Below are 14325 nucleotides of genomic sequence, written 5' to 3'. Positions count from 1 at the left end.
AAAGACATACAATACGCGCATTATAGTGGAGCGCAGATTCATGAAATCCCCCAAAGTCGGTTTTGTTTCTTTAGGTTGTCCTAAGGCATTGGTAGATTCCGAACGAATTTTAACTCAGTTGAAGACTGAAGGTTATGATGTAGCATCGGATTACGATGGTGCTGATTTAGTAGTTGTTAATACCTGTGGTTTTATTGAATCTGCAGTACAAGAATCTTTAGATGCAATTGGCGAAGCCATGAGTGCAAATGGTCGTGTGATTGTGACTGGCTGCTTGGGTAAAGATGAAGAAAAAATTCGCCAGATGCACCCCAATGTCCTTAAAGTGACGGGTGCTGCAGCATATCAAGAAGTGATGGAAGCCGTACACCAGTACGTGCCTGAACCACCAAAACATAATCCGTTTATTGACCTTGTTCCGGAGCAGGGTATTCGTTTAACCCCTAAACATTATGCCTATCTAAAAATATCAGAAGGCTGTAACCATCGTTGTACCTTCTGCATTATTCCAAGCATGCGCGGTGACCTGGTATCACGTCCGGTCGGTTCTGTACTTGAAGAAGCAGCAGCACTCAAGCGTGCAGGTGTGAAAGAAGTCCTGGTGATTTCTCAGGATACTTCCGCTTATGGTGTAGATACCAAGTACAAACTGGATTTCTGGAATGGCCAGCCGGTTAAAACCAAGTTTTACGATATGTGTGAAGCATTGGGTCAATTAGGCATCTGGGTACGTTTACATTATGTCTATCCATATCCGCATGTGGATGCAGTCATTGATTTGATGGCACAAGGTAAAATCCTACCTTATCTGGATATTCCATTCCAGCATGCCAGCCCTAAAATTCTGAAACTGATGAAACGTCCAGCGCACAGTGAAAATACATTAGAGCGTTTAAAATTGTGGCGTGAAAAATGTCCGGATCTTGTGATTCGTTCAACTTTTGTGGTGGGTTTCCCTGGCGAAACAGAAGAAGACTTCCAAATGCTATTGGAATGGCTCAAAGAAGCTCAGCTTGATCGCGTAGGTTGCTTTACTTACTCACCCGTTGAAGGTGCAACTGCCAACGATTTGCCAGGCCATGTACCGGAAGAAATCAAGCAAGACCGTTATGAACGTTTCATGCAAGTGCAGCAGGAAATTTCTGCAGCCAAACTGCAAAAACGTATTGGCCAAACCATGACTGTGCTGGTCGATGATCTGGAAGATGAATTCCCGGTTGCGGTTGCGCGTTCTTATGCCGATGCGCCTGAAATTGATGGTAATGTCTTTGTAGAAGATATTGATAAAAGTCAGATTAAAGCGGGTGATTTGCTGGAAGTGGAAATTACTGATGCCGATGAATATGACTTATATGCAAAGTTGATTCGCATTAAATCAGCTTGATCTGTCATAAAAATAGACGAATAAAATTTTAGATATTGGAAGATTTGGAGATTTCCTGATGTTGGACTCAAAAAAGCCCCGTTATGCACGTATTTTATTGAAACTTTCTGGTGAAGCACTTGCCGGAAACAAAGATATGGGTATTGACGCCACTGTGCTTGATCAAATGTCCCTGGCGATTGCGCACTTGGTCGGTTTAGGCGTACAAGTGGGTATCGTAGTGGGCGGTGGTAACCTGTACCGCGGTAGCCAATTGCAAAAAGATGGTCTGGTTGGCCGTGTCACTGGTGACCAGATGGGTATGTTGGCTACGGTAATGAATGGTCTGGCATTACGCGATGCTTTAGTGCGCCGTAACATTAAAACCCGCTTAATGTCAGCACTTCCAATTGGTGCTGTGGTTGAATCTTATTCAAGTCGTGATGCGATTCGTCATTTAACTCAAGGCGAAGTCTGTGTATTTGTTGCCGGTACAGGTAATCCGTTCTTTACTACCGATACAGCAGCCTGCTTACGTGGTATCGAAATTGAAGCCAACCTGATCCTAAAAGCAACTAAAGTGGATGGTGTTTATAATAAAGACCCAAGCAAATACGATGATGCTGTGAAATACGAAGCACTGACTTTCGATCAGGTACTTGATGAAAAATTAGGTGTGATGGATTTAACCGCGATTTGCCTATGTCGTGACCATAACGTGCCACTTCAAGTATTCGATATGAACAAAGCTGGTTCATTGCTTTCAGTGGTGATGGGTGAAAAAGAGGGTACTCACGTTACGAATTAATGTACGTGAGCCTGAAAGCTCTTTATACTACACGCTATTTAGTTATTACATCTCTTAGAATTAAGTAAGGAAGATCACATGATTAACGATCTTAAAAAAGACGCTGAAGACCGTATGAACAAGACGCTTGAGTCTTTGGAGCATGGTTTTGCCAAGGTTCGTACAGGACGCGCGCATCCATCCATCCTGAACGGTGTTATGGTTCCTTACTATGGCTCGGATGTGCCATTAAACCAGGTGGCGAACGTGGGGGTTGAAGACTCGCGTACATTGCTTGTTCAGCCATTTGAACGTTCAATGGTCTCTGCAATTGATAAAGCGATCCGTGAATCAGACTTGGGCTTGAACCCAATTACGGCTGACGCGATTCGTGTACCGATGGCGGCACTGACTGAAGAAACACGTCGTGACATGCAGAAAGTTGCACGTAATGAGGCTGAAAATGCCAAAGTTGCCATTCGTAACATTCGTCGTGATGTGTTGGGTGACATCAAGGCATTATTGAAAGAAAAAGAAATTTCTGAAGATGATGAGCGTCGTGCAGGTGATGACATTCAGAAAATCACTGATAAATTTGTTGCTGAAGTTGAAAAACGTCTGGCTGCTAAAGAAGCTGAATTGATGAAGGTCTAAGATTGAATGACCGTATCAGAAGATAATATGCTTCTTCCAAAACATGTTGCCATCATCATGGATGGCAACAATCGTTTTGCAAAAAAAAAGCAAATGCAAAAAGGGGCTGGACATCGTGAAGGGAAAAATGTCCTGGATCCGATTGTTGAACATTGTAGAAAAAATCATATTCAAGCGCTAACCGTTTTTGCATTTTCCAGTGAAAACTGGAATCGCCCTCAGTTTGAGGTTGATTTGCTCATGCTACTGTTGGAAGAAACTATTCATGAGCAATTGCCACGGATGGAAAAATTCAATATTGCCTTACGTTTTATTGGTGACCGTTCACGTTTGTCCGACCGTTTGCGCGAGTTAATGTTGCAAGCCGAACAAAGGACTGCTAAGTTCGACAGCATGACTTTAACCATTGCTATCAGTTATGGTGGTATGTGGGATATGGCTCAGGCTGCAAAACAGATTGCAGCAGATGTGCTGGCGAAAAAAGTTGCGGTTGAAGATATTGACGTGGAGCTTTTTGGGCAACATGTCTGCATGGCCGATTTGCCTGCTGTAGATTTACTCATTCGTACAGGGGGTGATTATCGTTTGTCAAATTTTTTACTTTGGCAAGCTGCGTATGCTGAGCTATATTTTACCCCAACCTTGTGGCCTGAATTTACTGTAGAAGAATTAGATGATGCATTCGCGGTCTTTGCTGGACGTGAACGTCGTTTTGGTAAAACTTCAGAGCAAATCCAACAAGAGAAACTTGAGAATTAATAAATGTTAGAGCGGATTATAACCGCATTGGTATTGGTAGCAGTTGTACTGAGTTGTATGTTTGCTACACAGTCTCAGTATCCAATGTTTATGCTGATGATTGTTGCAGCAGGGGTTGCAGGGTATGAGTGGTTTAAGCTTATGCCAAGAAAGAATAAAAATCTTATTAAGCCCTTAGCTTGGGTTTATGGATTTGCTACTGCCGCTTTAGCAACTTTAGCATTATATTTTAATGATATTGCTCTGCTACTTTGGGCAGCTTCCATTATTTGCTGGATCTGCAGTATTTTTTGGGTTAAATCGTATCCAAACTATGATGGATGGTACAATTCCAGCTTAAAGATTATCGGATTTATTTTAGTTTCTGCTGCAGTCACCGCAATTTTCTCTGTATGGCATAGCTCGCCATGGTGGCTCATGTACCTGTTTTTACTGGTATGGGGTGCAGATAGCGGTGCTTATTTTGTTGGGCGTAAACTGGGCAAGAAAAAACTTGCTCCAGATGTTAGTCCAAATAAATCAGTAGAGGGTTTATATGGTGGTATTTTTACTGCCATGCTGATTGTGGTAGCGGTAGAAATCCTTTATTTGGATTTAACTCTGGCACAGCATATCTTGTTTTTAATTTTATCTGTGATTACCGTATTTAGTTCAGTTCTGGGCGACCTGTTTGAATCCATGATTAAACGTCGTGCTGGAATTAAAGACTCGGGTCGTATTCTGCCAGGACATGGTGGGGTGCTTGACCGTATTGATTCATTGCTTGCTGCTGCTCCAATTTTTGCTGCAGGCATGTATGTTTTGAAACTTATTGGTGTAGATTTATAGATGTCACAATCTGTTTGTATATTAGGTGTAACGGGTTCAATTGGTCAAAGTACCTTAAAAATTCTGCAACAGCATCCTGAAAAGTATTCTGTTTTTGCAGTCACGGCGCATAGCAGAATTTTAGAACTCGTTGCAATATGCAAACAATATCGGCCAAAAGTCGTGGTCGTTCCTTCTAGTCGTGTTAAAGAATTACAGCAATATTTTCATGATCATTCTTTAACAGATATTGAAATTCTGACTGATGAAGCGGGTTTGATTGCTGTTGCTGAACATGCAGATGTCGATGTGGTTATGGCAGCTATTGTAGGTGCTGCGGGCTTATTGCCGACCTTGGCTGCAGTTAAAGCCGGTAAGCGTGTCTTGCTGGCCAACAAAGAAGCACTGGTGATGTCGGGTGATCTTATGATGCAGGCAGCACGTGATTATCAGGCTGAATTGCTTCCAGTCGATTCTGAGCATAATGCGATTTTTCAATGTTTGCCTGCCGGTTATTTTCAGGCAGAGCGCAATGGGCAACCTAAACAGGGGGTGTCGCGCATTCTGCTCACCGCATCGGGTGGTCCATTTTTAAACCATAGTCGGGAGCAACTGCTAAATGTGACTCCTGCACAGGCATGCAAGCATCCTAACTGGTCTATGGGTCAGAAAATTTCAGTTGATTCGGCAACTTTAATGAATAAAGGACTGGAGCTGATCGAAGCCTGCCATCTCTTTGCAATTTCAGAACAGTTTGTAACAGTGGTGGTACATCCACAGAGTATCATTCATTCTATGGTTCAATATGTGGATGGGTCGACTTTGGCACAAATGGGCAATCCTGATATGTGTACGCCAATCGCGCATGCACTTGCATGGCCAGAGCGTATTCAAACCCATGTGCCTGCACTCGACCTTTTTGTCAATCAGCAACTCGATTTTCAGGAACCTGATACACTGCGTTTTCCGGCATTAAAGCTTGCACGTCAAGCCATGCAGAGCGGTGGTTTAGCTCCTGCAATTCTAAATGCTGCCAATGAGATTGCTGTTGCTGCCTTTTTGAAAAGTGCCATTGGCTTTACAGAAATTCCTCAGGTAGTCGAACAGACTTTAAATCAGGTTGAAGGGGGCGCTGCAGAGTCGATTGAGCGTATTTTACAAGTCGATCGAATGGCTCGATCTGCTGCCCAGCAAATTGTCATCAATAAAGGAAGCTAAAAAATGAGTGCCTTGTTTATGATTGTGGCAGCAATTTTACTTCTTGGACCGCTCATTGCGATTCATGAGTTTGGACATTATATTGTTGCGCGTAAACTGGGTGTTAAAGTTTTAGTTTATTCGATTGGCTTTGGGCCGACCTTAGTCAAGTGGACCTCTAAAAAATCGGGCATTCAATATCAGCTTTCAGCATTACCGTTAGGTGGCTATGTCAAAATGCTGGATGAACGGGAAGGCAGCGTTGCTGAAGAGGATTTACCTAAGGCATTCAACCGTCAGCATCCCTGGAAACGGATCGCAATTGTTGCTGCCGGGCCGTTAATCAATCTGGTTTTTGCCGTCTTATTGTTCTGGGTTTTGTTTATTCCATCGCAAGAACAATTGAACACCCGTGTGGGTAAAGTGTTGCCAAATACCCCGGCAGCTACAGCTCAAATGCAGGTTGGTGACAAAATTACAACAGTCGATGGAACGCAAGTCACAACTTGGGAAAAGTTAAATTTTGCTTTGGTGGATCGTGTTGGTGAAACCGGTTCTATTGAAATTCAGGCAGACCGTCACGGTCAGTTACAAACCTTTTACTTGCCTATCCAGAACTTCTTAAAAAATCAAGACCAGTCTGCATTGGACAGTTTGGGCTTTATGCCATACCGTCCATATATTGCTCCCGTGGTCAGCAAGCTGAGTGAAGGTGGTGCAGCTATTCGTCAGGGGATGAAAGAAGGCGACAAAATTGTGGCCATTGATGGTGTGAAAATGAATGACTGGTTCGATGTTGTTCAAGTTGTTCAGGCTTCTCCAGAAAAATTATTAAAAATAGATGTATTACGTCAAAATCAACTGCTACATTTACAGGTGATGCCACAAGCCAAGCGTGACAGCATGGGTAATGTTTCAGGTATGCTTGGTGTACAAAGTACCCCTGGAAAAATAACCATTCCCGAAGAATATAAGCAAACCATTCAATATAGTCCGACTGAAGCACTGGTGATGGCTATTGATAAAACGGGCCAAATTTCAGGTATGATTTTGAACTCGATGGTTAAGATGGTTCGTGGTTTAATTGGGCTGGATAATTTATCTGGACCGATCACCATTGCCAAGGTAGCAGGGCAAAGTGCGGAAATGGGTTGGCAAACCTTTATCTCATTTATGGCCTTAATGAGCGTGAGTTTAGGTATTTTAAATTTATTGCCTATACCAATGCTTGATGGTGGACACTTGGTTTACTATGTTATTGAGCTAATTCGTGGTAAACCTGTTTCTGAACAAATACAATTGTTTGGTTTAAAAATTGGTATGGTACTGCTCGGTAGCATGATGCTCCTTGCACTATTCAATGACTTCATGCGTTTATAACAACGTAAATATGTAATAAATTAACATCGGAAAAGACTGGCATGCAGCACACACATTTATTTATGCCTTTGGCACTCGTTAGTGCAATGGCAGCAGTACAACAAGTATATGCAGCAGATGAATTCATTGTTCGCGATATCAAAATTGATGGACTTGTTCGCTTAACGCCAGAAAATGTTTATGGAGTGTTGCCTGTCAATGCTGGCGATCGGGTTAATGATGCGACCATTGCAAATGCGATTCGTGCCTTGTATGCCACTGGCCTGTTTGATGATATCAAGGCATCTCAACAAGCAGATACGCTTGTTTTTAGCGTGGTAGAACGCCCGGTTATTTCCAAGGTTGAGTTTAAGGGAAATAAACTGATTCCCAAAGAAGCCCTGGAAGAAGGGCTGAAAAAAATGGGGATTGCAGAAGGCGAGGTTTTGAAAAAATCTGCTTTGCAAACCATTGAAACTGAACTTGAACAGCAGTATATGCAGCAAGGTCGTTATGATGCCGATGTTAAGGTAATCACGACTGCCAAACCGAATAACCGTGTTGATTTAACCGTTGACTTTGTTGAAGGTAAGGCAGCTAAAGTTGTTGATATCAATATTATTGGCAATACCGTTTTTAAAGAAAGCGATATCAAGCAGGCTTTTGCTGTTAAAGAAAGTACATGGAGTTCGATTGTTACCCGTAACGATCGCTATGCACGTGAAAAGATGGCTGCCAGCCTTGAAGCTTTACGTGCTTTATATTTAAACAAGGGTTATATCAATTTCAATATCACCAACTCAAGTTTGAACTTGAGTGAAGATAAAAAAAATATCTTTGTCGAAGTTGCGGTAGAAGAAGGCGAGCAATTTAAATTCGGTCAAAGCAAGTTCTTGGGTGACGCACTTTATAAACCTGAAGAATTAAAAGCACTGCAAATTTATAAAGATGGCGAGATTTATTCTCAAGAAAAAGTCAATGCAGTCAAGCAGCTTTTACTGCGTAAGTATGGTAATGCCGGTTATTACTATGCTGAAGTGAATGTCGTTCCTGAAATTAATAAAGAAACCAAACTAGTTGATTTAAATTATTATATTAATCCAGGTCAGCAAGTTACTGTACGTCGTATTAATTTTACCGGTAATACCAAAACTGCCGATGAAGTATTACGTCGTGAAATGCGCCAGATGGAAGGTGCATTAGCCAGCAATGAAAAAATTGATTTATCTAAAGTTCGTCTCGAACGTACAGGTTTCTTTAAAACAGTTGAGATTAAACCGGCACGTATTCCGAATGTACCTGACCAGGTGGATCTGAACGTGAATGTTGAGGAACAGCATTCAGGTACCAGTACACTGGCAGTCGGGTTCTCGCAAAGTGGTGGTGTGACCTTCCAGGCCGGTTTAAGTCAAACCAACTTCCTGGGTACAGGTAATGCGGTATCAATTGACTTGTCACGTTCAGAAACACAAGACTATTATAATTTAAGCGTAACCGATCCGTACTTCACTATTGATGGTGTACGTCGCGGTTATAACATGTACTATCGTAAAACCAAGCTGGATAATAACTATAACGTCAATAACTATGTAACGGACAGCTTTGGTGGTGGTATCAACTTCGGTTATCCAATTGATGAAAACCAGAGTGTGAGTGCAGGTTTAAATATTGACCAGACGGATGTTACTACTGGTCCGTATGTATCTACTTATGTACGGGATTATTTATTGGCGAATGACGGTAAGACAACAGGGACACGTACTTATTGTTTAGCAACAGATCCTATAACAGGTGCTTGTACAAGTGAGACACAGCCATTAGGTGTCGAATACAAAGGTGATTTCCTCACTTATAATTTAAATTTGGGCTGGTCATATAATACGTTAAACCGTCCAGTATTCCCAACCAATGGTATGTCACATCGCGTTAACGCAGAAATTGCATTACCAGGTAGTGATGTGGAATATCAAAAAATCACCTATGATGCGCAAGCCTTCCAGCCTTTAGGTAAGGGTTTTGTACTGCGTGGTTATGGTAAGTTGGGTTATGGTAACGACTTGCCATTCTATAAAAACTTCTATGCTGGTGGCTTTGGTTCAGTACGTGGCTATGACAACAGTACTTTGGGACCAAAGTATCCGGGTGTAACCTATAGCAATACAGGTGATCCAGATCCAGATCCAGAACAAGTGGGCGGTAATGCTTTGGTGCAATTTGGTACCGAACTGGCTTTACCATTACCGTTTAAAGGCGATTGGACGCGTCAGGTTCGTCCAGTACTGTTTGCTGAAGGTGCACAGGTATTTGATACACAATGTAATGTTCTTTTTTCTGAAGCAGATAAACAGGCTTGTAATGATAAGTTTGGTTTTGATGCTGGAAATATGCGTTATAGCGTAGGTGCTGGTTTTACCTGGATTACCATGATTGGACCGTTATCTCTCAGTTATGCTTACCCGTTAAATGAAAAAGACGGTGATAAGACTAAAAATATCCAGTTTGAGATTGGTCGTACTTTCTAAGTGCGACCCTCAATGGGTTTAAAGAGGATATGTGTATGAAGAAAATATTAATGAGCCTGGTTTTTGTTGGTTTGGCGAGTATGTCGATGGTACATGCCGCTGGTTATGGGGTGGTTGATCTGGAAAAAGTGGTAGAAAATAGCACTTATTTAAAAGAGCAGAATGTTTCTTTGCAGCAAAAAGTTAAGCCGAAAACCACTAAACTGGAACAGTTGGCTAAAGAACTGGAAGCTCTACAGCAACGCGCTCAGCAAACGCCTAATTTATCTGATGCTGAAAAGCAAAAAATGTCTGTGCAATTTCAGACTCAGCTAAAAGAGTTTAATACGCTGCAGCAAAGTGTACAGTCAACCGTTCAGTCTACGATTCAGATGATGAACAAAACTTTAGGAGCTCGAGTCAAGCAAGTGGCAGAACAATTACGTAAAGAAAATAACTTGGATATTGTTTTGAATAAAAATTCCGCACTTGCTTATGACTCTAAATATGATTTAACTGATAAAATGATTCAAAAGGTTAACGTTATTAAGTAATCAATGAATCCTAGACAATTTCGCTTAGAAGATCTTGCCCATCTGGTACAGGGTGAGTACGTAGGTCAATCTGATTTAATATTAGAAGGATTGGCCAGCTTGGATGCAGCTCAAGCGAAACATATTGCATTTGTAAATGCTGATAAATATCTGGATCAGGCACGCGCTTCAAAAGCGGGTGCGTTGATCGTTACTTCCTCTCTAAAAAATCAGTTAGATACACACAATAATTTTATTGTAGTCGATAATCCTTATCTGGCTTTTGCCATTCTGACGCATGTATTTGAAAAGAAAAATCGGCATCAGGGGATAGAAAGTACAGCACAAATTCATCCTTCTGCCATAATTGCCGATAGTGCCTATATTGGACATTATGTTGTTATTGGTGAGCATTGTGTGGTGGGTGATGACACCGTCATTCAGTCACACGTTAAAATTGATGATGATGTCGAAATTGGTCAGCAATGCTTTATCGATTCACATGTCACATTAACGGGTGACACAAAAATTGGGGATCGTGTCCGTATTCATGCCAATACCGTGATTGGGGGAGAAGGCTTTGGTTTTGCTCCTTACCAAGGTAAATGGCATCGTATTGCACAATTGGGTTCAGTTAAAATCGGAAATGACGTCAGAATTGGATCAAATTGCAGCATTGACCGTGGTGCACTCGATGATACTATTCTGGAAGATGGTGTCATTATTGATAACCTTGTGCAAATTGCCCATAACGTAAAAATTGGTGCAAATACAGCACTTGCTGCGAAATGTGGTATAGCAGGTAGCACAACAATTGGCAAAAACTGTGTACTGGCTGGAGCAGTGGGGGTGGTAGGTCACATTAATATTGCCGACAATGTCACAATTACCGGTATGTCAATGGTCACAAAAAGTATTTCTGAGGCAGGGAGCTATTCTTCTGGTACACCAATGCTGGAAAGTTTGCACTGGAAACGGGCTGCAGTACGCTTTAAACAATTAGCAGATGTGCCATTGACCCAGTTACTTAAACGGCTTGATCATATACAGGCTCAAATCGAGTCCCTTGAATCAACTTTTAAGCGTAAATAGATATGATGACTGAGTCGAATACTCCTGCATTTACGAAACCTGAATTGCCAATGCACATTCAACAAATTCGTGAATATTTACCTCACCGCTATCCATTCTTATTGGTCGATCGCATTGTAGATGTGACTGACAATGGCATTGTGGGCTATAAGAATGTTTCAATCAATGAAGAGTTTTTACAGGGGCACTTCCCGGGCTACCCGATTATGCCAGGCGTTTTGATTGTTGAGGCATTAGCTCAAGTCTCTGGTATACTTGGTTTTATCATGAATAATGAAAAACCTGGTCCAGGATCATTGTTCCTTTTTGCGGGTGTTGAAAAAGTCCGTTTTAAAAAACAGGTCGTTGCTGGTGACCAATTGGTATTAAAATCAGAATTGGTTATGCACAAACGTGGAATTTACAAATATAATTGTATCGCCACAGTGGATGGCGTTGTAGCAACAACCGCGGAAATTACGGTTTCGCATCAGAAAATAGAGCAGGCATGAGTAATAACGATTTAATTCACCCAACCGCCATTATAGACTCATCTGCAGTCATTGCTGCAGATGTACAAATTGGCCCTTATTGTATTATTGGGCCACAGGTCACCATTGGTGAGGGCACCAAGCTACATGCACATGTAGTGGTTGGTGGTTATACTCGTATTGGGAAAAACAACGAAATATTCCAGTTCGCGAGTGTGGGTGAAGTTTGTCAGGATTTAAAATATGCTGGCGAAGAGACCTGGCTTGAAATTGGTGATCATAACTCTATTCGTGAGCATTGCAGCTTGCATCGTGGTACGGTTCAAGATCAAGGTCTTACCAAAATCGGTAGTCATAATTTATTGATGGTCAATACACATATTGCACATGACTGTGTGGTGGGCGATCATAATATTTTTGCCAATAATGTTGGTGTTGCCGGACATGTTCAGGTTGGCGATTATGTGGTTGTGGGTGGAAACTCAGGTATTCATCAATTCTGCAAAATTGATTCTTACAGCATGATCGGTGGTGCTTCGTTAATCTTAAAAGATGTACCTGCTTATGTTATGGTTTCAGGTAATCCAGCGCATGCCTTTGCCATGAATGTTGAAGGTATGCGTCGTAAGGGTTGGTCTAAAGATGTGATCCAGGCCTTACGTCAAGCCTTTAAATTGATTTATAAAGAAGCTTTAACCACTGAGCAGGCCATACAGCAGATTCGTACCGACCTGTTGCCTGAAGCTCCTGAAGTACAGTTATTGATTGATTCATTAGAGCAATCCAAGCGTGGTATTGTTCGTTAATCGAATATACTGCTATAAAAAAGACACCTATTAAGGTGTCTTTTTTTGTCTTTTATTTCTTCAGATATCCAGCTTCTTCAGATTTGGGATAATTTTTTTGTAGTTTTATTTTTAACTGGTTGGCGAGAGTCATATTGTGATCGACATCTTTGGCTATATTGTAGAGTTGATATAGGGAACGTGATGCCTTGGCAGAATTGGGGTATTGATTGACCACGATATTATAGTTCTTTTTAGCTTCTGCATAATTGGTCGGTTCCACGGCCAGATTAAATTCAGCCAGCCAGAAATAGGCATTACTAATGTAGATACTATTGGGATTGTTCTTGATAAAGTTTTGCATAGGAGCAATGGCTTTTTTTGCACCGCCTTGTTTATAAGCATCCAGCGCTACAGTATAGGCTGCTTTATCAAGTTCAGTTGAAGAGGGCTGAGCATTGGCGGGAACTGCTTGCTTGGCTGTTGCTGGAGCCACTTCTTTAGCGGATGTATGAGATGCTACTGTGGCTTGGCTGTTTGAGCTGCTGGGAGAAGTATCCTGTTGGTTATCCTCCTCTGGAGCTGCACTTTCTGGGTCTACTTTCTGTTGCAGAAGTTCCAGACGTTGGTCTAGGTCAGTATAGCGATTGGTCAGTTCATGTTTAAGTTTTTCAATTTCGTTGTCCTGTTCTTCAATTTTGCCGCGTAATGCACGAATGTCATTTTCTAATTGCTGGTTTTTTTGTATGATTTGCCAATTTAGGTTGGTTGGCACATTGGCAACAGTTGCACCTGAATTAATGGCAACATTGTTAGCACTGAGGTCAATACTGTTATTTTGACTCAAGCCGCGTGATTCAATCGGGACATTGGCATAAAGTGAAGTGGAACCCAACAAGGTGAGTACACATAAAGCATGCTGTTTGAGCATCATAAAAAACATCCATTTTGTATTCTTTGGTACTTTCTAAACCTGAGGTTTTAAAGTGTGACCATTTAAAAGACATGACGACATTAAAAACGTCCGGCCCGTGAAATGCAATATGTGTTTACAATCTTGTCATAGTTTTAAAGTAATTGATTGTGCTGATAAAAAATATCCAAAAATGCTGTTTTTAATCAATATTGTTTTTTTAATAATCAAATAAAAGTAATGTTGCGGGAAAACAGCTTGGAATACTTGCAAGTTAGTTAAAAATCTCTATACTCTGTTCTTGCAATGGTAGCCCTGCCGGTTACTTCGCAATTGTACTCCACGAACCCCGCCAGGACCGGAAGGTAGCAACGGTAGTGGAAATATGATGTGCCGAAGGCTTGCTGGTAGGGTTGCCACCAGTTTTATAATAATTTTTATTTCTTCCCGCTATTTATATTTCTTCTGCTCTTCGGCTAATCGCTTTCATAATCGCATCCATTTCAAATCCACGATACATCAAAAAGCGTATTTGTTTGGCTTTCAGTTTTGGCTCTTTTTCGACATCAAGACCGAATTTTTTTACTTTCAGTTGATAGGCTTGTTCATTCCAGTCTGTTTCTTTTAATTCATCTTGAATTAGACTGCTATCAATTTTTTTTGATTTTAATGCCATCTTGATGCGGTTTGGACCTTTACCTTTACGTTTCTGGCTTGACAGCATCATTTCAGCTACACGTTGATCACTCTGATAATTTTCACTCGCCAGTTCATCCACCAGTTTTAGCACTTCATCACGATCCACGGCATAAAGTGCAAGTTTCTCGATCAGATCCGCTTTTGAGTATTCCTTACGTGTCAATACTGCAAAAGCGTAGGAACGTAAGCGTGTGCCCGTCAAGCCTTGAGGCTTGGGCTGGGTGTCAGTTTCAAAGTGTAAAGCATCGGATTCTTTAGGCGGAATCGAACAGGTCGACAATTCTCCAGGCGGCTCATCAAATTGTTGCTTGAGTGCTGCGTAATCCAGCATATTAGGAAATTTGGGATTGCTCATAAGGGTCTATATCACATCAAATATAAAACGCCCCGTAGGGCGTTTTACAGT

General features: G+C 41.5%; 14 protein-coding genes and 1 other RNA gene. 13 read left to right on the top strand and 2 right to left on the bottom strand.

Features of this window, described 5'->3' with window-relative positions; all coding sequences use genetic code 11:
* The first annotated feature begins 40 nt into the window (after positions 1-40).
* From rimO to lpxA, 12 genes are all read left to right on the top strand, one after another.
* The gene (gene rimO, locus FTU91_RS05510; protein ID WP_180043566.1) at positions 41-1384 is read left to right on the top strand and encodes a 30S ribosomal protein S12 methylthiotransferase RimO; all 1344 of its coding nucleotides are present in this window, start codon (positions 41-43) and stop codon (positions 1382-1384) included.
* 58 nt (positions 1385-1442) lie between these two features.
* Positions 1443-2171, top strand: coding sequence for a UMP kinase (gene pyrH, locus FTU91_RS05505; protein WP_086196397.1), 729 nt, complete (start codon positions 1443-1445; stop codon positions 2169-2171).
* 78 nt (positions 2172-2249) lie between these two features.
* On the top strand, positions 2250-2804 hold the full coding sequence (gene frr, locus FTU91_RS05500; protein WP_092819386.1) for a ribosome recycling factor: 555 nt from the start codon (positions 2250-2252) through the stop codon (positions 2802-2804).
* A 6-nt stretch (positions 2805-2810) separates the two neighbouring features.
* Positions 2811-3563, top strand: coding sequence for a polyprenyl diphosphate synthase (uppS, locus tag FTU91_RS05495; RefSeq protein ID WP_086196395.1), 753 nt, complete (start codon positions 2811-2813; stop codon positions 3561-3563).
* A gap of 3 nt (positions 3564-3566) precedes the next feature.
* Entirely contained in the window at positions 3567-4391 is an 825-nt protein-coding gene (locus FTU91_RS05490) for a CDP-archaeol synthase (RefSeq protein WP_086196394.1), read from the top strand.
* Entirely contained in the window at positions 4392-5588 is a 1197-nt protein-coding gene (ispC, locus tag FTU91_RS05485; protein WP_180043568.1) for a 1-deoxy-D-xylulose-5-phosphate reductoisomerase, read from the top strand.
* A gap of 3 nt (positions 5589-5591) precedes the next feature.
* On the top strand, positions 5592-6947 hold the full coding sequence (gene rseP, locus FTU91_RS05480; protein WP_180043570.1) for an RIP metalloprotease RseP: 1356 nt from the start codon (positions 5592-5594) through the stop codon (positions 6945-6947).
* A 41-nt stretch (positions 6948-6988) separates the two neighbouring features.
* Complete coding sequence (gene bamA, locus FTU91_RS05475) at positions 6989-9448, top strand: outer membrane protein assembly factor BamA (protein WP_180081299.1); 2460 nt, start codon at positions 6989-6991, stop codon at positions 9446-9448.
* A 35-nt stretch (positions 9449-9483) separates the two neighbouring features.
* Positions 9484-9981 (top strand): OmpH family outer membrane protein, encoded by a 498-nt coding sequence (locus FTU91_RS05470; protein WP_180081297.1) that lies wholly within the window; start codon positions 9484-9486, stop codon positions 9979-9981.
* 3 nt (positions 9982-9984) lie between these two features.
* Positions 9985-11052, top strand: coding sequence for a UDP-3-O-(3-hydroxymyristoyl)glucosamine N-acyltransferase (gene lpxD, locus FTU91_RS05465; protein WP_180081295.1), 1068 nt, complete (start codon positions 9985-9987; stop codon positions 11050-11052).
* 5 nt (positions 11053-11057) lie between these two features.
* Entirely contained in the window at positions 11058-11543 is a 486-nt protein-coding gene (gene fabZ / locus FTU91_RS05460) for a 3-hydroxyacyl-ACP dehydratase FabZ (protein WP_171263214.1), read from the top strand.
* Positions 11540-12328 (top strand): acyl-ACP--UDP-N-acetylglucosamine O-acyltransferase, encoded by a 789-nt coding sequence (gene lpxA / locus FTU91_RS05455; protein ID WP_086196388.1) that lies wholly within the window; start codon positions 11540-11542, stop codon positions 12326-12328. The genes fabZ and lpxA overlap by 4 nt, the downstream gene beginning before the upstream one ends.
* A gap of 52 nt (positions 12329-12380) precedes the next feature.
* On the opposite strand, the gene FTU91_RS05450 is transcribed toward lpxA, so the two are convergent.
* Positions 12381-13241 (bottom strand): YbgF trimerization domain-containing protein, encoded by an 861-nt coding sequence (locus tag FTU91_RS05450; RefSeq protein WP_180081293.1) that lies wholly within the window; start codon positions 13239-13241, stop codon positions 12381-12383.
* A 295-nt stretch (positions 13242-13536) separates the two neighbouring features.
* Here FTU91_RS05450 and ffs point away from each other — a divergent pair.
* Positions 13537-13633, top strand: an RNA gene (gene ffs / locus FTU91_RS05445) — signal recognition particle sRNA small type.
* A 41-nt stretch (positions 13634-13674) separates the two neighbouring features.
* Here ffs and FTU91_RS05440 read toward each other — a convergent pair.
* Positions 13675-14274, bottom strand: coding sequence for a regulatory protein RecX (locus tag FTU91_RS05440; RefSeq protein WP_180043581.1), 600 nt, complete (start codon positions 14272-14274; stop codon positions 13675-13677).
* Positions 14275-14325 lie beyond the last annotated feature (51 nt).

The sequence above is a fragment of the Acinetobacter sp. YH12201 genome (assembly GCF_013418145.1).
GTDB lineage: Bacteria > Pseudomonadota > Gammaproteobacteria > Pseudomonadales > Moraxellaceae > Acinetobacter.
The sequence above is the reverse complement of the archived record's forward strand: the minus strand, read 5'-3'. Positions and strand labels throughout refer to the sequence as shown.